This window comes from Streptomyces sp. RK62 (assembly GCF_018070255.1).
Lineage (GTDB): Bacteria > Actinomycetota > Actinomycetes > Streptomycetales > Streptomycetaceae > Streptomyces > Streptomyces nigra.
In genome coordinates this window covers 71,311-96,177 of record NZ_JAGPYD010000016.1, presented here as the reverse complement: position 1 = coordinate 96,177, position 24,867 = coordinate 71,311, and the positions used below count along the sequence as shown (strand labels likewise).

The following is a 24,867-nucleotide window of genomic DNA, read 5'->3' as shown; positions in this document are numbered from 1 at the left end:
CCTGCCCACCGACCGAAGGTAGCCCCGTGACCGCGTCCCCTCCCCAGCCCCCCGCCCGCAAGGCCTTCGGACGGCTCTCGCTCCCCGAGCGGAACTTCGTGGCGGACGCGCTGCGCACCGAGACCGTCGGCGGCGTCCTGCTCCTCGTCGCCGCGATCGCCGCGCTGCTGTGGGCGAACCTCCCCGGGCTGGGACACAGTTACGAGACCGTCGGCCACTTCCACCTCGGCCCCGAAGCCCTGGGCCTCAGCCTCTCCATCGAGCACTGGGCGGCGGACGGCCTCCTCGCGATCTTCTTCTTCGTCGCCGGGATCGAGCTCAAGCGCGAACTGGTCGCAGGCGATCTGAAGGACCCGGGCAAGGCCGTCCTGCCGGTCGTCGCGGCGCTCTGCGGCATGGCCGTACCGGCGCTCGTGTACACGCTCACCGTGGTCACCGGCGGAGGCTCGACGGCGGGCTGGGCCGTGCCGACGGCGACCGACATCGCGTTCGCGCTGGCCGTCCTCGCGGTCATCGGCACCTCACTGCCGAGCGCGCTGCGCGCCTTCCTGCTGACCCTGGCCGTGGTCGACGACCTCTTCGCGATCCTGATCATCGCGCTCTTCTTCACCGAGACCCTCAACTTCGCCGCGCTCGGCGGCGCCGCGGCCGGCCTGCTCGTCTTCTGGCTGCTGCTGCGCAAGGGCGTACGCGGCTGGTACGTGTACGTGCCGCTCGCCGTCGTCATCTGGGGGCTGATGTACAACAGCGGCATCCACGCCACCATCGCCGGTGTCGCGATGGGCCTGATGCTGCGCTGCTCCCGGCACGAGGGCGAGGAGCAGTCCCCCGGCGAGCACATCGAGCACCTCGTACGACCGCTGTCGGCGGGTCTGGCCGTGCCGCTGTTCGCGCTGTTCAGCGCCGGGGTCGTGGTCTCCGGGGGCGCGCTGCGCGATGTGTTCACCCAGCCGGAGACGCTCGGGGTGCTGCTCGGGCTGGTCGTCGGCAAGGCCGTGGGCATCTTCGGCGGCACCTGGCTGACGGCACGCTTCACCCGGGCCTCGCTCAGCGACGACCTGGCGTGGGCGGACGTGTTCGCCGTGGCGGCCCTCGCCGGGATCGGCTTCACCGTCTCCCTGCTCATCGACGAGCTCGCCTTCGCGGGCGACACCGCGCTCACCGACTCGGTCAAGGCGGCCGTCCTCGTCGGCTCCCTGATCGCGGCCCTCCTGGCGACCGTGCTGCTGAAGATACGGAACGCCAAGTACCGCCGGATGTGGGAGGAAGAGGAGCGCGACGAGGACGCCGACGGCGTGCCGGACATCTACGAACAGGACGACCCCGCGTACCACCTGCGCATGGCCGCCCTGCACGAACGCAAGGCCGCCGAGCACCGCCGGCTCGCCGAGGAGAAGGCCGCGGCACGCCACGCGGTTGCCGAAGAGGCGGGCAGGGCAGGCGATGAGGGGCACCGTCGGGCATGATCTGACGGGACGGTACAAAAGACGGAACCGTACTCGGTCAGGCGGAAGACGGAACCGTGACTACGAGGGAGACCGCGATGAGCGCACCCGACGGCAGCCCGGTCGGCGCCGAACGCAGCATCGGCCAGCTGTTCGCCTCGGCGACGACCGAATTGTCGGCGCTGGTGCATGACGAGATCGCGCTGGCCAAGGCGCAGCTCAAGCAGGACGTGAAGCGCGGCGCGACGAGCGGCGGGGCGTTCTCGCTCGCCGGCGCGGTGCTGGTGTTCTCGCTGCCGATGCTGAACTTCGCGCTGGCGTACGGCATCAGGACCTGGAGCGACTGGAACCTCGCCATCTGCTTCCTGCTGTCCTTCGCCGCCAACGTCCTCGTCGCGGTCGTCCTCGCGCTGATCGGCGTCGTCTTCGCGAAGAAGGCCAAGAAGAGCAAGAGCCCGCAGAAGGTCGCGTCGTCGATGAAGGAGACGGCGGGCGTCCTGCAGAACGCCAAGCCGCACCCGCGTCCCGTTCCCGCGGCCGAGCTGGAGGACCGGGCACCCGCCGCCATCGAGGCTGTGGCACGCTCGTCGTCATGACGGATCCCGCCCCTTCGGCACCCACCGGTTCGGTCGTACGCCTCGACGGCCCCTGGACCCACCGGGACGTCGCGGCGAACGGCGCGCGTTTCCACATCGCCGAGATGGGCGACGGCCCCCTGGTCATGCTGCTGCACGGCTTCCCGCAGTTCTGGTGGGCGTGGCGGCACCAGCTCGTCGCGCTCGCCGACGCGGGCTTCCGCGCCGTCGCGATGGACCTGCGGGGCGTGGGCGGCAGCGACCGTACGCCGCGCGGCTACGACCCGGCCAACCTCGCCCTCGACATCACCGGCGTGGTCCGCTCGCTCGGCGAGCCCGACGCCGCCCTGGTCGGCCATGACCTGGGCGGATATCTGGCCTGGACGGCGGCCGTGATGCGCCCCAAGCTGGTCCGCCGACTCGCGGTCGCGTCCATGCCGCACCCGCGGCGCTGGCGTTCGGCGATGCTCTCGGACGTGAAGCAGACCAGCGCGAGCTCCTACATCTGGGGCTTCCAGCGGCCCTGGATCCCCGAGCGTCAGCTGACCGCCGACGACGGCGCCCTGGTCGGCCGGCTGATGCGCGACTGGTCGGGCCCGCGCCTGCCGGACGACGAGGCGGTGGAGACGTACCGCCAGGCGATCTGCATCCCGTCGACGGCGCACTGCTCGATCGAGCCGTACCGCTGGATGGTGCGCTCGCTGGCCCGCCCGGACGGCATCCAGTTCAACCGCCGGATGAAGCGCCCGGTCCGGGTGCCGACGCTCCACCTGCACGGCTCGCTCGACCCGGTGATGCGCACGCGCAGCGCGGCCGGTTCGGGCGAGTACGTCGAAGCCCCGTACCGCTGGCGCCTGTTCGACGGTCTGGGGCACTTCCCGCACGAGGAGGACCCGGTCGCCTTCTCCACCGAACTCATCAACTGGCTGAAGGATCCCGAGCCCGACCGGTGACCGGGCCGGCCCGCCCGCTATCCGGAACTGAACACCTGTTCTTCGAACAGCCAATTGCCTCCCGCATAGGCCAATTGGGGTCTCCCGGCGCGGTTATCGACCTTGGGGCGGGGGCAGACGTCGGGGTATGGGCTGGACGCACGACTACAGTGACGCGGCACGCAATCGGCGCTCGGCCGGCGGGCTGAGCTCCCACCAGCGAGGCAGCGCCCCGCAGATGCCGGTCGCGGACCCCCGGGTAGGGATTCCGCGCATCCTCCGCCGCCGGGCCCGCTGGGTCTCGGTACGCCTGCGCCACCCACGCGGCTGACCGGCGCGCGAGGCCCCCGGCGTCACAACGCGCAGCTGTCGCTGTCCACCTGCTGGTCGGCGGTACGCCCCTTGGCGATGTCCTCCCGGATCTCGTCCGCGGTCAGCGCGTAGCCGGTGTCGGCGTCGTCGAGAGACTTGGCGAACACCACGCCGTACACCTTGCCCCCGGGTGTGAGCAGCGGGCCGCCGGAGTTGCCCTGGCGCACGGTCGTGTACAGGGAGTAGACGTCACGGCTCACGGTGCCGCGGTGGTAGATGTCCGGTCCGTTCGCCGGCAGCCGCCCGCGGACGCGCGCCGCCCGCACGTCGTACGCGCCGTTCTCCGGGAAGCCCGCGATGATCGCGCCGTCGCCGCTCTCGGCGTCATCGGCCGTGAACCGCAGGGCGGGCGCGTCGAGCTTGGGCACGTCCAGGACGGCGATGTCGCGCTTCCAGTCGTACAGGACGACCGTCGCGTCGTACCGCTTGCCCTCGCCGCCTATCTGGACGGTGGGTTCGTCGACGCCGCCGACGACGTGCGCGTTGGTCATGACGCGGCGCTCGGCGAAGACGAAGCCGGTGCCCTCCAGCACCTTGCCGCAACTGGTCGCCGTACCCATGACCTTGACGATGGAGCGCTGGGCGCGGGTTGCCACGGGGCTCTTCGCGAGCGCGGGGTCGGGCGGCTGCACCTCGGTGATCGGCTCGTTGGAGAACGGGCTGAAGACCTGCGGGAAGCCGTTCTGCGCGAGGACGGAGGAAAAGTCCGCGAACCAGGTGTCGGCCTCGGCGGGCAGCGCCCGTGAGACCCCGAGGAGCACCTTGGAGCTGCGGACCTCCTTGCCGACCGTAGGCAGCGTCGTCCCGGCCAGAGCCGACCCGATCAGCCAGGCCACCAACAGCATCGCCACGACATTGACCAACGCACCGCCGGTGGCGTCCAGCGCACGGGCCGGGGACCAGGTGATGTAGCGCCGCAGCTTGTTCCCCAGATGAGTGGTCAGAGCCTGCCCGATGGAAGCACAGACGATCACCACCACCACAGCGACAACGGCCGCAGTGGTACTCACCTCGGCATTGTCCGTAAGGGCGTCCCAGATGACCGGAAGCAGGTACACGGCCACGAGCCCGCCGCCGAGGAAGCCGATCACCGACAGGATGCCGACGACGAAGCCCTGGCGATAACCCACGATCGCGAACCAGACGGCGGCGACCAGCAACAGGATGTCCAGCACGTTCACCGGTTCTTGCCTCGCCTCATCACTCTTCGCTCACCAGGTCAGCCATGGACCCGGCGGCATTTCGGACACGAGGCCCCCCGGGACGGCACAGCACCGCAGACACCCTGTCATGACCGCCAGTCGAGCGGGACCTGCTTCCCCCGGTCCCAGGGCCGCTCCCAGCCGGAGAAATGGAGCAGCCGGTCGATGACACCGGCCGTGAAGCCCCAGACGAGTGCCGATTCGACCAGAAATGCCGGACCTCGATGGCCACTGGGGTGAACAGTGGTGGCACGGTTGTCCGGATTCGTGAGATCCGCCACGGGGACGGTGAAGACCCGGGCGGTCTCGTTCGGGTCGACGACACCGACCGGACTCGGCTCACGCCACCAGCCCAGCACCGGGGTGACGACGAACCCGCTGACCGGGATGTACAGCCGGGGCAGCACCCCGAAGAGCTGCACGCCCGCCGGATCGAGCCCGGTCTCCTCCTCGGCCTCCCGCAGCGCGGCCCGCAACGGCCCGTCGGTCGCCGGATCACCGTCCTCGGGATCAAGAGCACCACCAGGAAACGACGGCTGCCCGGCATGCGACCTCAACGAGCTGGCCCGCTCCATGAGCAGCAGCTCAGGCCCCCGCTCGCCCTCCCCGAAAAGAATGAGGACGGCCGACTGCCGCCCGGCCCCGTCCTTGGGCGGCAGGAAACGGCTCAGCTGCAACGGCTCGACGGTGTCGACGACCCGCGCCACCGGCTCCAGCCAGTCGGGCAGCCCGTCCTTGCTGAGCACCACCGGGCCGCCCTGCGTACCGCTCACCCGCGCCATCGCCACCCCCGTCGCCCTGCCAGCTTCAACGCGGGACGCCCTCCAGATCGTTCCGCCGTGCAACGACTCACGCGGCCCCCAACGGCGGAGCCGGCCTGCCCCCCGCGTCCAGGTAGGCCTGCGGCGGCTTCAGGCGCTGCCCGGGGAAGCCGCCCTTCTCGTACTTCAGCAACTTCCGCGCCTTCTCCGGATCCGTCTCGCCCTCACCGTAAGCAGGACACAACGGGGCAATAGGGCACGCACCACAAGCAGGCTTACGCGCATGACAGATACGCCGCCCATGCCAGATCACATGGTGCGAAAGATCGGTCCACTCCTTCTTCGGGAACAGCGCCCCGACCTCGGCCTCGATCTTGTCCGGGTCGGTCTGCTCGGTCCACTGCCACCGCCGCACCAGCCGCTGAAAATGGGTGTCGACGGTGATCCCGGGCCGCCCGAACGCGTTCCCCAACACCACAAAGGCAGTCTTCCGCCCCACACCCGGCAGCTTGACCAGCTCCTCCAGCCGCCCCGGGACCTCCCCGCCGTAGTCCTCCACGAGCGCCTTGGACAGCCCCATCACCGACCGCGTCTTGGCCCGGAAGAACCCGCAGGGCCGCAGGATCTCCTCGACCTCCTCCGGATTGGCGGCAGCCAGATCCTCGGGCCCCGGATACTTGGCGAACAGCGCAGGCGTCGTCTGGTTCACCCGCAGATCAGTGGTCTGAGCACTCAGAACAGTCGCGACCAGCAGCTGGAACGGATTCTCGAAGTCCAGCTCGGGATGGGCGTACGGATACACCTCGGCAAGCTCCCGATTGATCCGCCGAGCCCGCCGCACCAGAGCGGTCCGCGACTGCCCCACGGCAAGCTTCGACGAGGCGGCCTTCTCAGCCGCCCTCTTGCCTCCACCAGGAGCCTGTTCGCCCACAGCGGAATCACGACGATCAACCACCCGCTCAGCCCCCTTGGCCTGTGCTCTCACCGGCGATTTGGACACTCGGCCAGCCTAAAGCCCGGCACCGACATCCGCCCTGGACCGCGAAGATCGGCCCCCAATTGGCCCCCTGCCGCTTACCCCAGGACAGGTGTGCGGCATCCTTGTGACAGATCACACTGTTTGGACCGTCCGGCAAAATGGGGAACACGGTCCCCTGGCACGCGGGGGAATCGACCCCCTGAGCAGGTCGACAAGGAGAGAACTCGTGGACGACGTTCTGCGGCGCAATCCGCTCTTCGCGGCTCTCGACGACGAGCAGTCCGCGGAACTGCGCGCCTCCATGAGTGAGGTGACGCTCGCACGGGGCGACTCCCTCTTCCATGAGGGCGACCCGGGCGACCGGCTCTACGTCGTCACCGAGGGCAAGGTCAAGCTTCACCGCACGTCCCCCGACGGCCGCGAGAACATGCTCGCCGTCGTCGGCCCCGGAGAGCTCATCGGCGAGCTCTCCCTGTTCGACCCGGGCCCGCGCACGGCCACGGCCACCGCGCTGACCGAGGTCAAGCTGCTGGGCCTCGGCCACGGCGACCTCCAGCCCTGGCTGAACGCCCGCCCCGAGGTGGCCACCGCGCTCCTGCGCGCCGTCGCCCGCCGCCTCCGGCGCACCAACGACGCGATGTCCGACCTCGTCTTCTCGGACGTCCCCGGCCGCGTGGCCCGTGCCCTGCTCGACCTCAGCCGCCGCTTCGGCGTGCAGTCCGAGGAGGGCATCCACGTCGTCCACGACCTCACGCAAGAAGAGCTGGCCCAGCTGGTCGGCGCCTCGCGCGAGACGGTCAACAAGGCCCTGGCCGACTTCGCCCAGCGCGGCTGGCTCCGCCTGGAGGCCCGCGCGGTGATCCTCCTCGACGTAGAACGCCTGGCCAAGCGCTCGCGCTAATCAGCCGCACACGAGGTCCCGCCCCCCACCGAGGCGGGACCTCGCTGCATGCGCCGCACCCGCGTACGGCGTGAGGGGCCGTGCCGGGGGGTGTCCGCCCGCAGCGGCCGGCGTCGACGTACGCCCACTGACAAACGCACCGAGCCGCCGGACCGAGGACGGACACCCCCCGGCACGGCCCCGCCCCCGAAAGACACCGCAGGCGCCAGGCGCACCCCCACGGCCCCGCACGGGCCGCCGCAGGCACAAACCCGCACCTCACCCCCCTGGCCCCCCTCGAACATCCGCGCGCCAAGAGATAGCCTCGCGCCCATGGCAAACGGGCAGTGGTACCCACCGGAGTGGCCGGACCGCATCCGCGCGCTCGCGGAAGGAAGCCTCACCCCGGTAGCCCCCAGACGCGCCGCGACGGTGATGCTGCTCAAAGACGACGACGCACCCACCGCAACCGCACCCGGCCCCCTGGTCCACATGCTCCGCCGCCGCACGTCGATGGCCTTCGCCGGCGGCGCCTACGCCTACCCCGGCGGCGGCGTGGACCCCCGCGACGAGCACGAGATCCGCTGGGCGGGCCCCACGCGCGCGTGGTGGTCCTCCCGCCTCGGCGTCGAGGAGGCCACGGCCCAGGCGATCGTCTGCGCCGCGGTCCGCGAGACCTACGAGGAGGCGGGCGTCCTGCTCGCCGGCCCCACCGAGGACACCGTCGTGGGCGACACCACGGGCGACGACTGGGAGGCGGACCGCGCGGCCCTGGTCGCCCGCGACCTGTCGTTCGCCGAGTTCCTGGACCGCCGCGGCCTCGTCCTCCGCTCCGACCTCCTCGGCGCCTGGACCCGCTGGATCACCCCCGAGTTCGAGCCCCGCCGCTACGACACGTGGTTCTTCGTCGCCGCCCTCCCCGAGGGCCAGCGCACCCGCAACGCCTCCACGGAGGCCGACCGCACCGTCTGGATCCACCCCTCCGAGGCCGCGGCGGCGTACGACAAGGGCGAACTCCTGATGATGCCGCCCACGATCGCGACCCTGCGCCAGCTGACCCCGTACGACACAGCAGCCGAGGCCCTCGCCGCCGCCCAAGACCGCGACCTCACCCCCGTCCTCGCACAGGCGACCCTCGTGAACGGCGAGATCGTCCTCGCCTGGCCCGGCCACGACGAGTTCACGAAGCACATCCCGACCGCCGGCGAAGCCCCCGCATGACCGCCCAGGCACCGGCACCCGCACCCGCCCCCGCACAGCCGCCAGCCCCCACACCCGCCCCGGAAGGCCGCACCGCATGACGGACGCCGCAACCCTCCCCGGCCAGCCACGAGACACGGTCGTCTCCGGCCCGGCCACCGCCCGCGCCGTCAACGTCCTGGCCCCCAACGCGTCGCCGATGACCTTGGACGGCACGAACACCTGGATCGTCGCGGAACCGGACTCCGACCTCGCCGTAGCGATCGACCCGGGCCCCCAGGACGAGGCCCACCTCCGCAACGTGATGTCGACAGCGGAACGCGCGGGCAGGCGCATCGCCCTGACCCTGCTCACGCACGGCCACCCGGACCACGCCGAGGGCGCCCTGAGGTTCGCGGAACTGACCGGCACGCACGTGCGTGCCCTCGATCCGGCGCTGCGCCTGGGCGACGAGGGCCTGGCCGCCGGGGACGTGGTCACCGTGGGCGGCCTGGAACTGCGAGTGGTCCCGACGCCGGGCCACACCGCCGACTCGCTGTGCTTCCACCTGCCCGCCGACCAGGCGGTCCTGACCGGCGACACGATCCTCGGCCGGGGGACGACCGTCGTGGCCCACCCCGACGGCCGCCTGGGCGACTACCTGGACTCCCTGAGGCGCCTGAGGTCCCTCACGGTCGACGACGGCGTCCACACGGTCCTGCCGGGCCACGGCCCGGTGCTGGAGGACGCGCAGGGAGCGGTCGAGTTCTACCTGGCGCACCGCGCCCACCGCCTGGCCCAGGTCGAGACGGCCGTGGAGAACGGCTACCGCTCACCGTCCGAGGTCGTGGCACACGTGTACGCGGACGTGGACCGCTCGCTCTGGCCGGCGGCGGAACTGTCGGTCCGGGCGCAGCTGGACTACTTGGAGGAACACGGCATCATCGAGCGCCCATCCCTCTGAAACCGGCCCGCAGGGACAAACCCACCTAAACCACAGAGGCTCGTCCCCACAAACCCCACCGCCCCGCAGGGCCAAGCGCCCCGCAGGACTAAGCCCCGCGCAGCTCCACCTGCACCTCGACCTCCACAGGCGCGTCCAGCGGAAGCACGGCGACCCCCACCGCGCTGCGCGCGTGGACGCCCTTCTCACCCAGCACCTCGGCGAACAGCTCGCTCGCGCCGTTGATGACACCCGGCTGCCCGGTGAAGTCCGAGGCGGAGGCCACGAAGCCGACCACCTTCACGACACGCGCGATCCGGTCGAGGTCACCCGCGACCGACTTCACGGCGGCGAGCGCGTTCAGGGCGCAGACACGCGCGAGGTCCTTCGCCTCCTCGGCGGTGACCTCGGCACCCACCTTGCCGGTCACCGGAAGCTTGCCGTCCACCATCGGCAGCTGCCCGGCGGTGTACACGTACACGCCGGACTGCACGGCAGGCTGGTAGGCGGCCAGCGGAGGAACGACCTCCGGCAGCGTCAGGCCCAACTCGGCGAGCTTCTCCTCGACCGCGCTCATGCCTGCCTCTCCCGCTTCAGGTAGGCGACGAGCTGCTCCGGGTTGTTCGGCCCGGGCACGACCTGGACGAGCTCCCAGCCGTCCTCGCCCCAGGTGTCCAGAATCTGCTTCGTGGCGTGGACGAGCAGAGGCACGGTTGCGTATTCCCACTTGGTCATGCGGCCGACTTTATCCGCTGCCCCGGCCGACCCGGACGGCCGACCGCGTCACGTTGTCCACAGGCTGTCGCGTAGTCGGCGCACCGACTGGTTAGGCTCGAAGACGTGAGCAGGCTCCAGGTCGTCAGCGGTAAGGGCGGGACCGGAAAGACCACGGTCGCCGCCGCACTCGCGCTCGCCCTCGCGACGGAGGGGAAGCGGGCGCTTCTCGTCGAGGTCGAGGGCAGGCAGGGCATCGCCCAGCTCTTCGAGACGGAGGCGCTGCCCTACGAGGAGCGGAAGATCGCCGTCGCACCCGGGGGCGGGGAGGTGTTCGCCCTGGCCATCGACCCCGAACTGGCCCTTCTGGACTACCTCCAGATGTTCTACAAGATGGGCGGCGCCGGCCGGGCCCTGAAGAAGCTCGGCGCCATCGACTTCGCCACCACGATCGCGCCGGGACTGCGGGACGTCCTCCTGACCGGCAAGGCCTGCGAGGCCGTGCGCCGCAAGGACAAGGCGGGCCGCTTCGTCTACGACTACGTGATCATGGACGCGCCGCCCACCGGGCGCATCACCCGCTTCCTGAACGTCAACGACGAGGTGGCGGGGCTGGCCCGGATAGGGCCGATACACAATCAGGCGCAGGCGGTGATGCGGGTCCTGAAGTCCCCGGAGACGGCTGTGCACCTGGTGACGCTGCTGGAGGAGATGCCCGTCCAGGAGACCGCGGACGGCATCGCCGAGCTGCGCGCGGCGCGGCTGCCGGTGGGCCGGATCATCGTGAACATGGTGCGCCCCGAGGTGTTGGACGCGACCGATCTGGAACTCGTCCGCAGCGTCCCGCGCGCCGCGGTGGCCAAGTCGCTGTCGGCGGCGGGGCTGGGCGGGGCGCGCCGGGGCGGGCTGGCCGAGCGGCTGGTCGACCCGCTGCTGGGCCAGGCCGCGGAGTACGCCGAACGGCACGCGCTGGAGCACGAGCAGCGCGGGGTCCTGACCGACCTGGGCCTTCCGGTGCACGAACTGCCGCTGCTGGCCGAGGGCATGGATCTGGCGGGCCTGTACGCCCTGGCGCGCGAGCTGCGGGAACAGGACCTGTCATGGTGACCGACCGCAGGTCAGGGGCGTGGGCCCTGGAAGCAGGGGATGAGGGGATGTCATGACTGGTCCGAAGCCCGCGGAAAAGAACCCGGCGCGGAAGCGGAACCCGGCGCAAACCCAAAGCCGAACACAGGCACAGCCACACCCACAGGCCCAGGACACCCCCCGCCGCCCCCACCTCTCCCCCTCCCGCGTCCTCGACCTGGACCCCCTGCTCGACGACCCGTCGACCCGGATCATCGTGTGCTGCGGCTCCGGCGGCGTAGGCAAGACCACGACGGCCGCGGCACTGGGCCTGCGGGCGGCCGAGCGCGGCCGCAAGGTGGTCGTGCTGACCATCGACCCGGCCCGCCGCCTCGCCCAGTCCATGGGCATCGACTCGCTGGACAACACTCCGCGCCGTGTGAAGGGCGTAGAGGGCGACGGCGAGCTGCACGCGATGATGCTCGACATGAAGCGCACCTTCGACGAGATCGTCGAGGCGCACGCGGACCCGGAACGCGCGGCCGCCATCCTGGGCAACCCCTTCTACCAGTCGCTCTCGGCGGGCTTCGCGGGCACGCAGGAGTACATGGCGATGGAGAAGCTGGGCCAGCTGCGGTCCAGGGACGAGTGGGACCTCATCGTCGTGGACACCCCGCCGTCCCGCTCCGCGCTGGACTTCCTGGACGCGCCCAAGCGGCTCGGCTCGTTCCTGGACGGCAAGCTGATCCGGGTCCTGCTGGCCCCGGCGAAGGTCGGCGGGCGCGCCGGCATGAAGTTCCTGAACGTCGGCATGTCGATGATGACCGGCGCCCTCGGCAAGCTCCTCGGCGGACAGCTGCTGAAGGACGTACAGACGTTCGTGGCGGCGATGGACTCGATGTTCGGCGGCTTCCGCACGCGCGCGGACGCCACGTACAAGCTGCTCCAGGCGCCCGGTACGGCGTTCCTGGTGGTGGCGGCGCCGGAGCGGGACGCGCTGCGGGAGGCGGCGTACTTCGTGGAGCGGCTGGCCGCGGAGGACATGCCGCTCGCCGGGCTGGTCCTCAACCGGGTCCACGGCAGCGGCGCCGACCGTCTGTCGGCCGAGCGGGCGCTCGCCGCCGCGGAAAATCTTGAAGAGCCCCGCATTGTGGATCAGGAGCACGGGAAAGCTGGTCTTCGTAACTCCCCCGACACGTACGACAGTTCAGACCCGGCCGCTCCCGAGGCACCAGCTCCCGACGCAGGCTCCCCCGCCGCCACGGACATGGAGCGCATCGCGGCCCCTGACGAGCCCGAGACGGGCGCTCCGCATGTGGAGCGGTCCGTCGACCAACTCACGGCCGGCCTGCTGAGACTGCACGCCGACCGTATGCAACTGCTCTCCCGCGAGCAGCGCACGCGCGACCGTTTCGCCGCGCTGCACCCCGAGGTGGCGGTGGCCGAAGTGGCCGCGCTGCCCGGCGACGTCCACGACCTGGCCGGGCTGCGGGACATCGGGAACCGGCTCGCGGCCAACAGGCCGGAGCTGCCGGACCCCGAGCCACCCACCACGGCGCCCGAGGCCTGACCCACCCTTGCGGCCGCGTTCACGGCCTCGATCCGTCAGCCGACGGCCGCGTAGTCCTCGTACACCTCGTCGTCGTCGAGGGGCAGCAGCCCCGCTCCCCGCTCGTACTCCGTGCGCGCCGTCTCCAGCAGCCGGCGCCACGACGTGACGGTGGGCCGCCGGCGCAGCAGTGCGCGGCGCTCTCGCTCCGTCATGCCTCCCCACACGCCGAACTCGACGCGGTTGTCGAGCGCGTCCGCCAGGCACTCCGTGCGCACCGGGCAGCCGGTGCACACCGCCTTGGCCCTGTTCTGCGCTGCTCCCTGAACGAACAGTTCATCCGGATCGGTAGTGCGGCAGGCCGCCTGCGCACTCCAGTCGACTACCCAGCCCATACCGGCGCCGTCCTCTCCCGAATCGAGGCTCCCCCACGGCGGCAGCGGCATATTCACCGCCGCCAGTTGAGGACGTTACGGAAGGTGGGCACAGCGCAACACCCCCAGCGGGCCCAATCTTGAATGGTCCGAACGGACTATGGGTAAGCGGCAGATCACCCGGGGGAGTGAGCTGGCGACATGCGCGACCTTCCCGGCAAAGCGGGACAGTTGGCTTGCGTCACAACGGACGCCGTGTGACACACGAGGCGGATTCGGACACGCGCCCACCAGAAAAAGTGGGGAACCTCCGGAACGATTCGGGGTCGCCGGACGTATTGATACGTGGCCGCACTGCTGTGACAGTTGAGAGCAGCTTAGGCCAAGGCCTGTGCGCCTGTCCGGCGAATGGGAAGGCACCGTGGCCCGCGTCACCCCGCCATGCCATGACCTGGCACGGTCGGCCCTCGGTTCGCTCATCTCTACGGTTTAGGCTTCCCCCATGCCAAAGAAGCGCTCGGGCGGTGGTCTGTCGGCAACGCAGCAGGCCGCGAAGTTCCTCGGTGTCAGTGTGCTCGCAGGAGCCGTGCTGGCGGGCATCGCGCTGCCCGCCGTCGGCGCGCTGGGGCTCGCGGCCAAGGGGTCGGTCGAGAGCTTCGACGAGCTCCCCGCCAATCTGAAGACCCCGCCGCTGAGCCAGCGCACCACGATCCTGGACGCCGAGGGCGGCATGATCGCCTCCGTCTACTCGCGCGACCGTACGGTGCTGGACCTCAAGGACATCTCGCCGTACATGCAGAAGGCGATCGTCGCGATCGAGGACGCCCGCTTCTACCAGCACGGCGCGGTCGACCTGAAGGGCATCCTGCGCGCGCTCAACAAGAACGCGCAGAGCGGCGGCGTCTCCGAGGGCGCCTCGACGCTCACCCAGCAGTACGTGAAGAACGTCTTCGTGGAGGAGGCCGGCGACGACCCGACCAAGGTCGCGCAGGCCACCCAGCAGACCCTCGGCCGCAAGATCAAGGAACTGAAGTTCGCGATCCAGGTCGAGGAGGAGCTCGGCAAGAAGAAGATCCTCGAGAACTACCTGAACATCACGTTCTTCGGCCAGCAGGCGTACGGCGTCGAGGCCGCCGCCCAGCGCTACTTCTCCAAGTCCGCCAAGGACCTGAAGCTGCAGGAGGCCGCGCTGCTCGCCGGCATCGTGCAGTCGCCGAGCCGGTACGACCCGATCAACGACGAGGCCGAGGCGACGAAGCGGCGCAATGTCGTCCTGCAGCGCATGGCCGACCTCGGTGACGTCTCGCAGCAGGAGGCCGACGCGGCGAAGAAGGCCCCGCTGGACCTGAAGGTCCACCGGCCGGAGAACGGCTGCATCACGGCCGTCAAGGGCGCCAGTTTCTTCTGCGAGTACGTCAAGCACGTCTTCCTCAACGATCCGGTCTTCGGGAAGAACCGCGAGGCCCGCGCCAAGATCTGGAACCGCGGCGGTCTGACGATCAAGACGACCATGGACCCGAAGGCCCAGAAGTCGGTCCAGGCCTCGCTCAAGCAGCACGTCTACAAGTCGGACAAGGTCGCCGCGGCGGCCACCCTCGTCGAGCCCGGCACCGGCAAGGTCCTCGCCATGGGCCAGTCGAAGCCGTACGGCTCCGGCAAGAACCAGACCGAGCTGAACTACTCGGTGGACGCGGCGTACGGCGGCTCCAACTTCGGCTTCCCGACAGGTTCGACGTTCAAGCCGTTCGTGGCCGCGGCCGCGCTGGAGGAGGGCCGGCCGCCGACGCAGGAGTACTCGTCGCCGTACCAGATGGAGTACCCGAGCCCGGTCCAGACGTGCGACAGCAAGCCGTGGACCAATCTGCGCGGCGAGAAGCTGGAGAACGAGAGCGAGTCGGAGCACGGCCCGTACCGCCTGCGCAAGGCGATGGAGCTGTCGGTCAACACGTACTTCGTGCAGATGATCGCCGACATCGGCCTGTGCCCGGTCGTGAACATGACCGACCACCTCCAGGTCCGCCAGGGCAACGGCGACAAGCTCCCGGAGCGGCCCGCCATCGCCCTCGGCTCCGTCGGCCTCTCCCCGCTGACCATGGCGAGCGCGTACGCCGCCTTCGCGTCGCGCGGCATGTACTGCACGCCGGTCGCCATCGAGGCGATCACGCAGCGGGTCGGCGACCAGCAGAAGACGCTGGAGGTGCCGAAGTCGACGTGCTCGCGGGCGATGTCCGAGAAGACCGCCGACACCGTGAACAGCCTGCTGCAGGGCGTGGTCGACTCCGGCACCGGCAAGGAGGCCGGCCTCACGTCCCGGGACAGCGCCGGCAAGACCGGTACGACGGACGAGCGGCGCAACGCCTGGTTCGTGGGCTACACCCCGAACCTGTCGGGCGCGGTCTGGGTCGGCAGCGCCACCCAGAAGGTCAAGATGCGGAACATCTACATCGGCGGCCAGTACCACGACCTGGTCTACGGCGGCCGGGTCCCGGGCCCGATCTGGCGGGACGCGATGTCGGGCGCGCTGGAGGGCAAGCCGGCCGACCAGTTCCACACCGTGCACATCCCGGACGAGGACGAGGACCGGGACAAGGGCCGCGGCGACGACGATGACGACGACCACGGGCGCGGCGACGACAACGGCAACGGCGACGGCTTCATCGGCGGCCTGGTCGGCGGGGCCAACGGCGGCGGCGCCGCCGACGGTGGCACGGGCGGCCCCGAGCCCGACCCGTCCGTCTCCATCCCGGAGGGCTTCTGGCGGGGCCAGTCGAACGGGAACGGCACCGGAGGGCGTGGCTGACGCCCGTTGATGCGGCAATGACGAAGGGCCCGGCACATAGGCCGGGCCCTTCGTCGTATCGCCCCTGGCTAGGGCCTTTCAGCCGGCGAGAAGCTTCTTCACGGCGGCGGCGACCCGGCCGCCCTCGGCCTGCCCGGCCACCTTCGGATTCACGATCTTCATGACCGCGCCCATGGCCCGCGGGCCCTCGGCACCGGCGGCCTTGGCCTCCTCGACGGCCTGCGCCACGATCTGGTTCAGCTCGTCGTCGCTGAGCTGCTTGGGCAGGTAGGCGGCGAGGACCTCGCCCTCCGCCTTCTCCCGCTCGGCCTGCTCGGCACGCCCGCCCTGCGCGAACGCCTCGGCGGCCTCCCGGCGCTTCTTCGCCTCGCGGGTGATCACCTTCTGCACCTCGTCGTCGGAGAGCTCGCGCTTCGTCTTGCCCGCGACCTCCTCCTTGGTGATCGCGGCGAGCGTCAGCCGGAGCGTCGAGGAGCGGAGCTCGTCGCGCTCCTTGATCGCGGCGTTGAGGTCTTCCTGCAGCTTCGACTTGAGCGTGGTCATGTGTCCGATTGTCGCAGGTGCGGGGACCGGAACGCCCGCTTATTTAAAGGGACCTGCGCCAGGAGGCCGTACCGGAGGCAGAGGCGGCCGCTCAGGGACCGCCGGGCGCGGGGCACTTCCCCGGTCTGACACGATGGTCGTATGCGCGCGCGATACGGAGTACCCCTTGGCATCACGGCGGTAGGCGCCGCCGGTCTGCTCTACTCGGCCGGTTTCGAGGCCCGTTCCTTCCGGCTGCGACGGGTGACGGTCCCCGTCCTCCCGGCCGGCATGCGGCCGCTGCGCGTGCTCCAGGTCTCCGACATCCACATGGTCGGCGGCCAGCGCAAGAAGCAGCGCTGGCTGCGCTCCCTGGCCGGGCTGCGCCCCGACTTCGTGATCAACACGGGCGACAACCTGTCCGACCCGGAGGGCGTGCCGGAGGTCCTGGACGCGCTGGGCCCGCTGATGGAGTTCCCGGGCGCGTATGTGTTCGGCTCCAACGACTACTACGGTCCCAAGCTGCGCAACCCGGCCCGCTACCTGCTGGAGAAGACGCAGGGCCGCCACGGCCTGAACGGCAACCCGCCCGCGGTCGGCGCGATCCACAACCCGTGGGAGGACCTGCGCGAGGGCTTCGACGCGGCGGGCTGGCTGAACCTGACGAACACGCGCGGGACGCTCAAGGTCGAGGGCGTGTCCGTGGAGCTGACGGGGCTCGACGACCCGCACATCAAGCGGGACCGCTACGAGCGGGTGGCGGGCGGCCCGTCCGGCGCGGCGGACTTCGCGATGGGCGTGGTGCACGCGCCGTACTTGCGCGTACTGGACTCCTACACGGCCGACGGCTACCCGCTGATCCTGGCCGGCCACACCCACGGTGGCCAGTTGTGCATCCCCTTCTACGGCGCCCTGGTCACCAACTGCGACCTGGACACGGACCGCGTGAAGGGCCTCTCCACCCACACGGCGGACGGCCACACGTCCTACCTCCACGTCTCGGCGGGCTGCGGCACGAACCGCTACACCCCGTTCCGCTTCGCGTGCCCTCCCGAGGCGACACTGCTGACGCTGGTGGGCCGGGAGTAGGCCTGCAGGGCGGGGCTCAGGTCCTGCGGACGGGCCGGGCGGGCCTCAGGTGCTGTTGCTGAGCCGGGCGGGGCCTCAGCTGAGCCGGCAGGGGCCTCACGCTCTGCGGCTGGGCCGGGCGGGGTAACCCACCCGGCCCACCCATATCGCCCATTTCACCCCCGCTCCCTAGCGTGAGGTGCATGAGCGCCCCGATACCCCCGATACCCAGGGACATCCCGGATCTGCCCGCGATACCGGGCGTGCCCATACTGATGCCGTCCCACGTCCCCGCCACGGCGGTGGCCACCCCGGCCCCCCGCCGCCCGACGGCCGCCTTCCGCCTCCTGACCGCCCTACTGGCTACAGCAGCCGTGGCAATCGAACTGACCCTGGGCAGCCCCCTGCGCACCCTGAGCCACTTCGCCATCCAGAGCAACATCCTCCTGGCCCTGGTCTTCGCCGCGTCGGCACGCCTGGCCTGGACGGCCCGCCGCCCGCTCCCCTCGTCCCTGACCGGGGCGACCCTGCTCTACGCCCTGGTCACAGGCCTGACCTACCACCTGCTCCTGGCGAACGACTCGAGCCCCTTCGCCCTCCCCGGCGTCCTCACGGGCTCGGCGGCCGACCCGACGGGCTGGCACGCGGTGACGACCCAGATCCTGCACACGGTGACACCGCTGGCGGCCCTGCTGGACTGGCTCCTCCTGACACCCCCACGCGACCTGCACCTGCGCCAGGCGGCGCCCTGGCTCCTCTACCCGGTGGTCTACCTGGGCTTCGTCCTGACTCGAGGCGAGTTCCTGGTCCCCCCCGAGCCGGTCCGCTACCTGTACCCCTTCCTCGACGTCGCCGGCCACGGCCTCAAGAGCGTCCTGGGCAACGCGCTGCTCATGGGCCTCGGCATATACGCCCTCGCGCTCCTCCTGGTGGCCGTGGACCACGTCCGCCCGAACCCACTGCGCGGCCGCGTCCACCACCGCTCACAAACCGGATTTCGTCTCCAGCCACCGGTGGGCTAAAGTAAACGACGTCGCCGCGACAAGCAGCGACATCGGGGTGTAGCGCAGCTTGGCAGCGCGCTTCGTTCGGGACGAAGAGGTCGTGGGTTCAAATCCCGCCACCCCGACAGTGAAACACCAGGTGAGGCACCTACCGAATTCGGTAGGTGCCTCACCTGTTTCTGCATGTGTGTCCATCCACATGCCCAGCGCTCCGGGCCCGCCCAGAGGCTCAGTGGTGGCGGTGGGCAGGATGGGGTTGTTTCTTGCCGCGGGCGGTGCCTCTGCCCGACGCTGCCTTGGGGGGCTCATTGATCATCGCTGCTTCGCACGCCTACGACCCGGTCTACCAGCTCCAGACAGGCGCGCTCACTCTGATCTTTGGGATAGCGCTCATCAGCTTCGGGCGGATGCTCCGGCGGAACGGGCGGCTACCAAGCTCTTTGGCTCTTGGACAACGGATCTCCGGCTCCCTGGTGGTGCGAGAACGCAAGAGTGCCGGAGTCGTCCGGCTCGGCTCCGTCATGATCGCCGTGGTCTGCTTCTTTCTCTTCGGCACGGTGTGTCTCGTGCTCGGTGCCATGGGTGCCATGGGGCCCGCATGAGCCGTGAGAGCGTGCTGAGCGGTGTTCTCCGCATCGGCGCCGGGCGGCTCGCCAGCGTCATGGTCTCCGATGATCTGCGCGAACTCGTCGCGCTGCACGACCGGGCCCTGGGGACAGCTGACCGATGAGACCTGCGGCTCATCCGTCGGCGTACGCGGCTACTTGAGGTCGATCATGTGGATCGGCTGGCCGGTGGTGCGGGCGATGGTCTCGAAGTCGCGGTCGTGATGCAGCAGCGTGAGGCCGGCTTCCTCCGCTGCTGCCGCCACGAGGAGGTCGATGGCTCCGGCGCTGCGGTGCTCTCCCTTGGCCGTGAGCTCGCGCTGGACGACGCGAGCGCGCCGGTAGATGCCGTCGGGCATGTGGCACCAGGCGAACTGGTTCAGTCGTTCCTGGAGGGCTTCGCGATCTTTCGCGGAACGTGCGGAGTAGAGCAGTTCCAGCTCCGTGAGGTCGCACAGGGCGACCAGCCCGGCCGCCATGCGCTGCTCCCACTCCTCCGTCGTGTGACGGAGGAGCATGCGAGCCAGGGCTGACGTGTCGATCAGGTAATCGGGCACGCTCACCGCGCGGAGCCGCCTCGGTAGGTGCGCTTGTCCAGGAGGAGTTCGACGTCGAGAGCACCCTCGGCCGCCAGGTCCTGCAGTTCGTGCAGGGCGCGCAGGCGGCGGTTGCGGGCGACGATCTCCCGCAGGGCGGTGTTGATGGTGTCCCTCTTCGTGGAGGTGCCCAGCTCCTTGGCTGCGGCCTCCAGAGCGTCGTCGTCAAGGTCGATGACGGTTCTGCTCATGGACCCACCTCCGTATACATCGAGACGTGTATCAGTATACATGGCGGGATGTATACGGGGCGGGGGGCTCGGTCAGTCAGGCGTGCGTGCCGTCCGGTGGACTAGCGCACGTCCACGTAGTCGCCCGGGGCCTTTACGGCACTTGTCGTCATCGTGCCTCTGAATTCGTAGCGCCAGTAGCGGTCCGCCGTGGCCGTGACCTTGGCCGTGGGGACGCCGGTGGAGTTCGTCAGGGTGTAGCCGAGGGACTCGTAGTAGGTGGTGCCCGGTCGGCGGAACTCCAGGTAGGCGCGTTGGCCGGTGTAGCCGCGGTAGTCGTGGGTGTCCCAGTTGGCACGGGAGAGCTTGCCCGTGATCGTGAGGGTGCGGCCCTTGGCGATGGGCTCGGGTGAGGCGTTGGCCGTGAGCTTGGCGTAGCGCTTCAGGAAGAACGAGGTGTGGCCGTCGGTGGTGACGTAGTCGCCGTCGTTCGCCTTGGCCTGGACAGCGACCTTCCAGGTGCCGGCCAGGGAGTTCTTCAGCGAGGCGCGCGGGTCGATCGTGTAGTGCTTCGTGCAGGTGGACGTGGTGCCGCTCGCGGTGCACGCCGCCGTCGTCTCCGTGGCCTTCAGCTTCGCGTCGGCCTTGGCCAGGGTGCTGCCGTGGTAGAGCGTGAAGTCCGCCGACTTGATGCCGGAGTCGTCGCTCGCCGTCAGCTTGACGGTGATCGTCCTGCGCTCGGTGATGCCGAGCACGACGTCGTTGCCCGAGCCGCCGCCACCCGTGATCTTGAAGGTGCCGAGGTCGAGGTTGCCCACCACGTCGTCCGCCCGCGCGCCCGGCGTGAGGAGGGCGGCCAGGGCCACGGAGCCGAGCAGGGCGGAACCGATCGTCGATCTTCGCATGGAGTCCCCGAGGGGTCGGGCCCGCCTGGTGCGGCGGGCCGCCGATGAAATCGACCGCAGTGTACGCAGGTGGATGATCAGTGCGGCAGGGGGGCGGGGGCGTTTCTTTGCTGGTCAGCGGCCGGTCAGTTGTGTCAGCGTCCTGCGTTGCGGTTTCTCCAGGACTGCCTGGCACAGGTGGCGGACCGGTGGGGTGCACAGGGCCGTCGTCAGTGCCGCCGCCAGCAGCGTCAAGGTCGCCGCGCCAGTCGGGTGGCGGAGCCACACCCCTCCGTACCAGCCCTCGTGTTCTGCCGTTCGGGCTACGAAGCCGTGCAGGAGCTACGCGTACAGCGTTCCGGCGCCCAGCGGGGTGAACCATGTCCGGTGCCGGGGTACGCAGGCCAGGAAGCAGGCCGCCAGGGTCAGCGAGCAGGCGAAGGTGGCCAGGGTCGTCAACGGGCCCGCCCAGGCCGGGGCGCCCAGGCCGGCCGCGCTGTCGTTGTGGAAGAACCACGCGTAGCCCAGGTCAGGGGCCATCCAGTAGGCGCAGGCCAGGGCGGCCATCAGGAGGGGGGCGGCCACGACGCGCGGGAGACCGTCGTGCAGCCGGGCGTCGCCCCTCTCGCCCAACGTCAGGCCCAGTACGAAGTACGGCAGGAACTGCAGGACGCGCTGCAGGTCGAGGTCGTCGCCGAGGGACGGGGTGAGTGTCGCCAGGGCGGCGATCGCCAGGGCCCGGGGGACGGGACGGCGTACCGAGCGCCACGCCGGTGCCGTCAGGCGTCGAAGTGCCGTGACAGATGGCCCGAGATGAGTGCGAACACCGGCATGTGGAAGGCGTAGACGAGCGTGTAGAGCGCGGTGACCGCTCTGCTGCCCTCGCGCAGCGGTTCCCAGGCGTGGCCCGCCGCGACCAACAGGACCGCCAGGTACTTCGTGTTGTCCAGGAAGGGGTCGCGGGCGGCGGGGGCCCGTCGGGGCTCCGCCGGTGTCCGCCCCTGCCGTCGTCCCGTCGCGGCGGTGGCCTCTCGTGCCGGTGCGTCCCCTGTGCGCGGCGCGACCGGTGCGGCTTCGGTGCGGAGCATCGCCTGCACCCTCACCACACCTGCCCGGCCGGTTTCAGCCTGTGCCGGCGACGCCCGGAGTCCGCCCCGCCTATTCTTCTACGCGCCTGTAGAACAACCATGCACGGACGTGAAGGAGTGGACGCCACGATGGTGTTCAAGCGACTGCTCGGCTCGCTCGGTGTCGGGGGGCCCACGGTGGACACGGCCCTCGACCCGGGCCCCGCCCTCCCCGGCGGCACACTCGGCGGTCAGGTCCTCCTCAAGGGCGGCACCGCCGACTTCGACATCGAGCAGATCACCCTCGAACTCGTCGCCCGGGTCGAGGCCGAGCACGCGGACGGGGAGAGCGAGGGCGTCGTCGCCTTCGAGCGGGTCACCGTCGGCGGTGGATTCCGGCTCGCGGCGGGCGAGGAGCGCTCGGTGCCGTTCGGCCTGGTGCTGCCGTGGGAGACGCCCATCACCGAGCTGTACGGGCAGCCGCTCGGCGTCGTCCTCGGCGTGCGCACCGAACTGTCCGTCGCCGGTGCGCGGGACAAGGGCGATCTGGACCCGCTCGCCGTCGCGCCCCTGCCCGTACAGGAGGCCGTCCTGGAGGCGTTCGGGCAGCTCGGGTTCGGATTCCGGTCGGCCGATCTGGAGTACGGGCACATCGGTGGGACCGGACAGCTGCTGCCCTTCTACCAGGAGATCGAGCTCACCCCGTCACCGCGGTACGCGCACCAGGTGAACGAGATCGAGGTGACCTTCCTCGCCGGGCCGGGCGGTGTGGAGGTGGTCCTGGAGGCCGACAAGCGCGGAGGGCCGGCCTCCGACGGTCATGACGCGCTCACGCACGTCACCGTCGGGCACGACGACAGCCGGGACTGGAACGCCGAAGTCGACGGGTGGGTACGGCGATTGGTCGAGCACCGGGCCTCGTCGTACGGGGACCCCCACAGCGGTGCCTCGCATCACGGCCACCACTCCGGTCCCGGTGTCGGGACCGCCGTCGCCGCCGGGGCCGCCGGGCTCGCGGTCGGCGTGGCCGGCGGCCTGGTCGCCGCCGAAGTCGTCGACGAGGTCGGGGACTTCTTCGAGGGCGAGGAGGACGAGGAGGAGTGAGTGGCGCCACCGGGCAGTGGCGCCACCGGGCAGTGATGTCACCGGGCACCTGATAGTTTCTACATCACTGTAGAAACAAATGCCGGGAACGAGCGACGGAGGAGTCCTCCCATGGCCCTGTGGGACCGCATCAAGGAGTCCGCATCGACGATGCAGACCCAGCTGGTGGCGAAGAAGAACGACCTCAAGAGCGGTGCCTTCCGCGACGCGAGCATGGCGATGTGCGCGCTCGTCGCCGCGGCCGACGGCACCGTCGATCCGTCCGAGCGGCAGCGGGTCGCCCAGCTCATCTCGGCCAACGAGGTGCTGCAGAACTTCCCCGCCGACGATCTGCGCCGTCGCTTCGAGGAGAACCTGGACCGCCTCACCACCGACTTCGACTTCGGCAAGGTGAGCGTCATGCAGGAGATCGCCAAGGCGAAGAAGAAGCCCGCCGAGGCGCGTGCCGTCGTCCAGATCGGCATCGTCATCGGCGGCGCCGACGGGCACTTCGACAAGGACGAGCAGGCCGTGGTCCGGGAGGCGTGCTACGCCCTCGGGCTGCCGCCGCACGAGTTCGACCTCTGAGCGGTCGCCGGAGCGTTCACACGTCGGGCCGGTCCGTGCGAGCGAGCACGGGCCGGCCCGACGCGCCGTATACCCGAAGGGTCAGCGGATCCGGTCCACGTCCAGATCGTCGCCCACGACCAGCGTGATCACGCCCGCCCCCGCGTTCGCGTCCGCCGCCTTCGGCCCCGGTGCCCCCGGCAGATGCGCGGCCAGCGCTCTCGCCTGCTGCTTCTGGTCCGCCGGGTAGGTGATCTCGGTGCTGCCGGAGGACTCGGGCGCGTTGCCCGTGCCGGTGACCGTGAGGCCGGCCTCGCGCAGCTTCGCGGCGACCGTGCCGGCCAGGCCGGCCGTCGACGTGCCGTTCAGGACCTGGACCTTGACCGAGGAGGCGTACAACGGCACCTTCGTGTCCGCCTTCAGACGGTCGCCGTCGACCTCCTTGTCCTTGGCCAGGGAGCTGAAGAGATCGGTGGCGTGCGGGTACTGCCAGGCGACGTTGGCCCTGTCGGTGGGGACGTCGGCCTCGCGCGGGTAGTTGGGGACCGTGACGAAGGTCAGCCGGTCGCTCGGGATGCCCCGCAGCTCGGACGCCAGGGCGTACAGGGGCTTGATTCCGGCCAGATCCGGGTCGGTGGTCAGGGACTTGGTGGCCGACTTCAGAAAGCCGTAGAGGGAGGTGGGGCTGGTCAGCCGGTCCTGCGCCTTCTCGGCGAGGGCGTTCATGAACTCCTGCTGGCGGCCGATGCGCCCGATGTCCGAGCCGTTCCCGACGCCGTAGCGGACGCGGACGTAGCCGAGGGCCTTCTCGCCGGTGACGGTCTGGCAGCCGGCCTCCATGTCCAGGCGGGCCTTCTCGGAGTGGATGGCCTCCTCGGGGCAGACCTCGATGCCGTCGAGGGCGTCCACCATGCCCTTGAAGCCCTGGAAGTCGACGGACATGAAGTGGTCGATGCGCAGGCCCGTCCGTGCCTCGACCGTCTTGATGGAGCAGGCGGCGGCCCCGGAGACCTCGCCGCCGGAGCCGCCGATCGCGAACGCCTCGTTGATCTTGGCGTGGTGGGGGCGCGAGGTGCCGCCGTTCCCGTTCTCGCAGGCCGGTATCTCCACCCAGGAGTCACGCGGGAACGACACGACCGTCGCCCACTTCCGGTTCGCCGGCACGTGGAGCACCATCAGCGTGTCCGACTGCATGGTGGTCAGGTCCTTGCCGTACTTGGCGTTCGCGCCGTCGCGGCTGTCGGAACCGACGACCAGGATGTTCTTCGAGCCGGGGCTGAGGTTCTCCGGCCGGTCGCCGCCGATCTTGTCGTCCACGTCGGCCGACCCGATGCTGCCGTCGAGGTCCTGGTAGATCCACGCGCCGACGCCGGCCACGCCGAGCACGACCGCCGAGGTGACGCCGACGGTCCAGGCCAGTATCCGGCCCCTCCGCGTCAGACGGGTCCTGCGCGCACCGGACGACGCCATGCGCCGCCTCCCCGTTCCGCTCACGTTCCCTCCCCCTGGGGTCCGTCGCACCCTACATGGA

The 24,867-nt window shown here is 70.4% G+C and carries 28 protein-coding genes and 1 tRNA gene; 16 read left to right on the top strand and 13 right to left on the bottom strand.

The features are described from left to right. Positions 1–26 precede the first annotated feature (26 nt). From nhaA to KBY32_RS35545, 4 genes are all read left to right on the top strand, one after another. On the top strand, positions 27–1,466 hold the full coding sequence (nhaA, locus tag KBY32_RS28355; RefSeq protein WP_210982103.1) for a Na+/H+ antiporter NhaA: 1,440 nt from the start codon (positions 27–29) through the stop codon (positions 1,464–1,466). A 77-nt stretch (positions 1,467–1,543) separates the two neighbouring features. Next, positions 1,544–2,041, top strand: coding sequence for a phage holin family protein (locus KBY32_RS28350; protein ID WP_055625073.1), 498 nt, complete (start codon positions 1,544–1,546; stop codon positions 2,039–2,041). After that, entirely contained in the window at positions 2,038–2,973 is a 936-nt protein-coding gene (locus KBY32_RS28345) for an alpha/beta fold hydrolase (RefSeq protein WP_055625074.1), read from the top strand. The genes KBY32_RS28350 and KBY32_RS28345 overlap by 4 nt, the downstream gene beginning before the upstream one ends. A gap of 127 nt (positions 2,974–3,100) precedes the next feature. Continuing rightward, the gene (locus KBY32_RS35545) at positions 3,101–3,283 is read left to right on the top strand and encodes a hypothetical protein (RefSeq protein WP_079033903.1); all 183 of its coding nucleotides are present in this window, start codon (positions 3,101–3,103) and stop codon (positions 3,281–3,283) included. 22 nt (positions 3,284–3,305) lie between these two features. Here KBY32_RS35545 and KBY32_RS28340 read toward each other — a convergent pair whose 3' ends face one another. The 3 genes from KBY32_RS28340 to nth form a co-directional block, all read right to left on the bottom strand. Further along, entirely contained in the window at positions 3,306–4,505 is a 1,200-nt protein-coding gene (locus KBY32_RS28340) for a MarP family serine protease (protein WP_055625075.1), read from the bottom strand. 107 nt (positions 4,506–4,612) lie between these two features. Further along, a complete protein-coding gene (locus KBY32_RS28335) occupies positions 4,613–5,308 on the bottom strand; it encodes a CoA pyrophosphatase (protein ID WP_115504909.1) in 696 nt (231 codons plus the stop codon). A 67-nt stretch (positions 5,309–5,375) separates the two neighbouring features. Then, positions 5,376–6,287, bottom strand: a complete 912-nt coding sequence (gene nth, locus KBY32_RS28330) for an endonuclease III (protein WP_234350955.1) — start codon at positions 6,285–6,287, stop codon at positions 5,376–5,378. Positions 6,288–6,492: 205 nt separating this feature from the next. Between nth and KBY32_RS28325 the strand changes: the two genes are divergently transcribed. From KBY32_RS28325 to KBY32_RS28315, 3 genes are all read left to right on the top strand, one after another. Then, positions 6,493–7,167 carry a Crp/Fnr family transcriptional regulator gene (locus KBY32_RS28325; protein WP_015658871.1) on the top strand — a complete coding sequence of 225 codons (675 nt, stop codon included), beginning with the start codon at positions 6,493–6,495 and terminating at the stop codon, positions 7,165–7,167. 312 nt (positions 7,168–7,479) lie between these two features. Next, entirely contained in the window at positions 7,480–8,367 is an 888-nt protein-coding gene (locus KBY32_RS28320; protein ID WP_210982102.1) for an NUDIX hydrolase, read from the top strand. 76 nt (positions 8,368–8,443) lie between these two features. After that, complete coding sequence (locus KBY32_RS28315) at positions 8,444–9,289, top strand: MBL fold metallo-hydrolase (RefSeq protein WP_210982101.1); 846 nt, start codon at positions 8,444–8,446, stop codon at positions 9,287–9,289. A gap of 88 nt (positions 9,290–9,377) precedes the next feature. Here KBY32_RS28315 and KBY32_RS28310 read toward each other — a convergent pair whose 3' ends face one another. Together KBY32_RS28310 and KBY32_RS28305 are read right to left on the bottom strand one after the other, a co-directional pair. After that, complete coding sequence (locus tag KBY32_RS28310; RefSeq protein ID WP_115504570.1) at positions 9,378–9,845, bottom strand: RidA family protein; 468 nt, start codon at positions 9,843–9,845, stop codon at positions 9,378–9,380. Beyond that, positions 9,842–10,003, bottom strand: a complete 162-nt coding sequence (locus tag KBY32_RS28305; RefSeq protein WP_010986011.1) for a DUF4177 domain-containing protein — start codon at positions 10,001–10,003, stop codon at positions 9,842–9,844. Before KBY32_RS28305 ends, KBY32_RS28310 begins: the two co-directional genes overlap by 4 nt. Before the next feature lie 105 nt (positions 10,004–10,108). Between KBY32_RS28305 and KBY32_RS28300 the strand changes: the two genes are divergently transcribed. Together KBY32_RS28300 and KBY32_RS28295 are read left to right on the top strand one after the other, a co-directional pair. After that, entirely contained in the window at positions 10,109–11,089 is a 981-nt protein-coding gene (locus tag KBY32_RS28300) for an ArsA-related P-loop ATPase (protein WP_055625080.1), read from the top strand. A gap of 52 nt (positions 11,090–11,141) precedes the next feature. Next, positions 11,142–12,617, top strand: coding sequence for an ArsA family ATPase (locus tag KBY32_RS28295; protein WP_247690109.1), 1,476 nt, complete (start codon positions 11,142–11,144; stop codon positions 12,615–12,617). A gap of 35 nt (positions 12,618–12,652) precedes the next feature. On the opposite strand, the gene wblA is transcribed toward KBY32_RS28295, so the two are convergent. Continuing rightward, the gene (gene wblA / locus KBY32_RS28290) at positions 12,653–12,991 is read right to left on the bottom strand and encodes a transcriptional regulator WblA (RefSeq protein WP_055625082.1); all 339 of its coding nucleotides are present in this window, start codon (positions 12,989–12,991) and stop codon (positions 12,653–12,655) included. 481 nt (positions 12,992–13,472) lie between these two features. Here wblA and KBY32_RS28285 point away from each other — a divergent pair, with 481 nt between their 5' ends. Beyond that, a complete protein-coding gene (locus KBY32_RS28285) occupies positions 13,473–15,770 on the top strand; it encodes a transglycosylase domain-containing protein (protein ID WP_210982100.1) in 2,298 nt (765 codons plus the stop codon). Between the two features lie 78 nt (positions 15,771–15,848). Here the strand turns inward: KBY32_RS28285 and KBY32_RS28280 are convergent, their stop codons facing one another. Then, a complete protein-coding gene (locus KBY32_RS28280) occupies positions 15,849–16,313 on the bottom strand; it encodes a GatB/YqeY domain-containing protein (protein WP_055625084.1) in 465 nt (154 codons plus the stop codon). Positions 16,314–16,454: 141 nt separating this feature from the next. On the opposite strand from KBY32_RS28280, the gene KBY32_RS28275 reads away from it, so the two are divergent. From KBY32_RS28275 to KBY32_RS35725, 4 genes are all read left to right on the top strand, one after another. Beyond that, complete coding sequence (locus tag KBY32_RS28275; RefSeq protein ID WP_210982099.1) at positions 16,455–17,381, top strand: metallophosphoesterase; 927 nt, start codon at positions 16,455–16,457, stop codon at positions 17,379–17,381. A 182-nt stretch (positions 17,382–17,563) separates the two neighbouring features. After that, positions 17,564–18,382 carry a Pr6Pr family membrane protein gene (locus KBY32_RS28270; RefSeq protein WP_210982098.1) on the top strand — a complete coding sequence of 273 codons (819 nt, stop codon included), beginning with the start codon at positions 17,564–17,566 and terminating at the stop codon, positions 18,380–18,382. Positions 18,383–18,415: 33 nt separating this feature from the next. Further along, positions 18,416–18,489, top strand: a tRNA-Pro gene (locus KBY32_RS28265). A gap of 473 nt (positions 18,490–18,962) precedes the next feature. Beyond that, positions 18,963–19,094 (top strand): hypothetical protein, encoded by a 132-nt coding sequence (locus KBY32_RS35725; RefSeq protein WP_282108030.1) that lies wholly within the window; start codon positions 18,963–18,965, stop codon positions 19,092–19,094. 30 nt (positions 19,095–19,124) lie between these two features. Here KBY32_RS35725 and KBY32_RS28260 read toward each other — a convergent pair whose 3' ends face one another. The 5 genes from KBY32_RS28260 to KBY32_RS35885 form a co-directional block, all read right to left on the bottom strand. Further along, on the bottom strand, positions 19,125–19,532 hold the full coding sequence (locus tag KBY32_RS28260; RefSeq protein WP_210982097.1) for a PIN domain nuclease: 408 nt from the start codon (positions 19,530–19,532) through the stop codon (positions 19,125–19,127). After that, positions 19,529–19,756: a type II toxin-antitoxin system VapB family antitoxin gene (locus KBY32_RS28255; protein WP_055621285.1), complete on the bottom strand. Its 228-nt coding sequence runs from the start codon at positions 19,754–19,756 to the stop codon at positions 19,529–19,531. Before KBY32_RS28255 ends, KBY32_RS28260 begins: the two co-directional genes overlap by 4 nt. A gap of 101 nt (positions 19,757–19,857) precedes the next feature. After that, positions 19,858–20,640, bottom strand: coding sequence for a DUF5707 domain-containing protein (locus tag KBY32_RS28250; protein WP_210982096.1), 783 nt, complete (start codon positions 20,638–20,640; stop codon positions 19,858–19,860). Between the two features lie 321 nt (positions 20,641–20,961). Then, positions 20,962–21,204, bottom strand: a complete 243-nt coding sequence (locus KBY32_RS35890; RefSeq protein WP_210982095.1) for a hypothetical protein — start codon at positions 21,202–21,204, stop codon at positions 20,962–20,964. A 194-nt stretch (positions 21,205–21,398) separates the two neighbouring features. Continuing rightward, positions 21,399–21,707, bottom strand: coding sequence for a hypothetical protein (locus KBY32_RS35885; protein ID WP_210982094.1), 309 nt, complete (start codon positions 21,705–21,707; stop codon positions 21,399–21,401). A gap of 129 nt (positions 21,708–21,836) precedes the next feature. On the opposite strand from KBY32_RS35885, the gene KBY32_RS28235 reads away from it, so the two are divergent. Together KBY32_RS28235 and KBY32_RS28230 are read left to right on the top strand one after the other, a co-directional pair. Beyond that, complete coding sequence (locus KBY32_RS28235) at positions 21,837–22,790, top strand: sporulation protein (protein ID WP_210982093.1); 954 nt, start codon at positions 21,837–21,839, stop codon at positions 22,788–22,790. A gap of 111 nt (positions 22,791–22,901) precedes the next feature. After that, the gene (locus tag KBY32_RS28230; RefSeq protein WP_055621281.1) at positions 22,902–23,357 is read left to right on the top strand and encodes a tellurite resistance TerB family protein; all 456 of its coding nucleotides are present in this window, start codon (positions 22,902–22,904) and stop codon (positions 23,355–23,357) included. An 81-nt stretch (positions 23,358–23,438) separates the two neighbouring features. On the opposite strand, the gene KBY32_RS28225 is transcribed toward KBY32_RS28230, so the two are convergent. Then, positions 23,439–24,806 (bottom strand): LCP family protein, encoded by a 1,368-nt coding sequence (locus KBY32_RS28225; protein ID WP_210982092.1) that lies wholly within the window; start codon positions 24,804–24,806, stop codon positions 23,439–23,441. Between the last annotated feature and the right edge of the window lie 61 nt (positions 24,807–24,867).

What these genes read in the sequence shown, in the direction of transcription:
- wblA (WP_055625082.1), bottom strand. Translation starts at nt 12,991, where the DNA reads ATGGGCTGGGTAGTCGACTGGAGTGCGCAGGCGGCCTGCCGCACTACC.
- KBY32_RS28345 (WP_055625074.1), top strand. Translation starts at nt 2,038, where the DNA reads ATGACGGATCCCGCCCCTTCGGCACCCACCGGTTCGGTCGTACGCCTC.
- KBY32_RS35885 (WP_210982094.1), bottom strand. Translation starts at nt 21,707, where the DNA reads ATGCTCCGCACCGAAGCCGCACCGGTCGCGCCGCGCACAGGGGACGCA.
- KBY32_RS28320 (WP_210982102.1), top strand. Translation starts at nt 7,480, where the DNA reads ATGGCAAACGGGCAGTGGTACCCACCGGAGTGGCCGGACCGCATCCGC.
- KBY32_RS28275 (WP_210982099.1), top strand. Translation starts at nt 16,455, where the DNA reads ATGCGCGCGCGATACGGAGTACCCCTTGGCATCACGGCGGTAGGCGCC.
- KBY32_RS28295 (WP_247690109.1), top strand. Translation starts at nt 11,142, where the DNA reads ATGACTGGTCCGAAGCCCGCGGAAAAGAACCCGGCGCGGAAGCGGAAC.
- KBY32_RS35545 (WP_079033903.1), top strand. Translation starts at nt 3,101, where the DNA reads ATGGGCTGGACGCACGACTACAGTGACGCGGCACGCAATCGGCGCTCG.
- KBY32_RS28225 (WP_210982092.1), bottom strand. Translation starts at nt 24,806, where the DNA reads ATGGCGTCGTCCGGTGCGCGCAGGACCCGTCTGACGCGGAGGGGCCGG.
- KBY32_RS28270 (WP_210982098.1), top strand. Translation starts at nt 17,564, where the DNA reads ATGAGCGCCCCGATACCCCCGATACCCAGGGACATCCCGGATCTGCCC.
- KBY32_RS28310 (WP_115504570.1), bottom strand. Translation starts at nt 9,845, where the DNA reads ATGAGCGCGGTCGAGGAGAAGCTCGCCGAGTTGGGCCTGACGCTGCCG.
- KBY32_RS28350 (WP_055625073.1), top strand. Translation starts at nt 1,544, where the DNA reads ATGAGCGCACCCGACGGCAGCCCGGTCGGCGCCGAACGCAGCATCGGC.
- KBY32_RS28285 (WP_210982100.1), top strand. Translation starts at nt 13,473, where the DNA reads ATGCCAAAGAAGCGCTCGGGCGGTGGTCTGTCGGCAACGCAGCAGGCC.
- KBY32_RS28280 (WP_055625084.1), bottom strand. Translation starts at nt 16,313, where the DNA reads ATGACCACGCTCAAGTCGAAGCTGCAGGAAGACCTCAACGCCGCGATC.
- KBY32_RS28250 (WP_210982096.1), bottom strand. Translation starts at nt 20,640, where the DNA reads ATGCGAAGATCGACGATCGGTTCCGCCCTGCTCGGCTCCGTGGCCCTG.
- KBY32_RS28235 (WP_210982093.1), top strand. Translation starts at nt 21,837, where the DNA reads ATGGTGTTCAAGCGACTGCTCGGCTCGCTCGGTGTCGGGGGGCCCACG.
- KBY32_RS28305 (WP_010986011.1), bottom strand. Translation starts at nt 10,003, where the DNA reads ATGACCAAGTGGGAATACGCAACCGTGCCTCTGCTCGTCCACGCCACG.
- KBY32_RS28255 (WP_055621285.1), bottom strand. Translation starts at nt 19,756, where the DNA reads ATGAGCAGAACCGTCATCGACCTTGACGACGACGCTCTGGAGGCCGCA.
- KBY32_RS35725 (WP_282108030.1), top strand. Translation starts at nt 18,963, where the DNA reads ATGAGCCGTGAGAGCGTGCTGAGCGGTGTTCTCCGCATCGGCGCCGGG.
- KBY32_RS28315 (WP_210982101.1), top strand. Translation starts at nt 8,444, where the DNA reads ATGACGGACGCCGCAACCCTCCCCGGCCAGCCACGAGACACGGTCGTC.
- KBY32_RS28230 (WP_055621281.1), top strand. Translation starts at nt 22,902, where the DNA reads ATGGCCCTGTGGGACCGCATCAAGGAGTCCGCATCGACGATGCAGACC.
- KBY32_RS28335 (WP_115504909.1), bottom strand. Translation starts at nt 5,308, where the DNA reads ATGGCGCGGGTGAGCGGTACGCAGGGCGGCCCGGTGGTGCTCAGCAAG.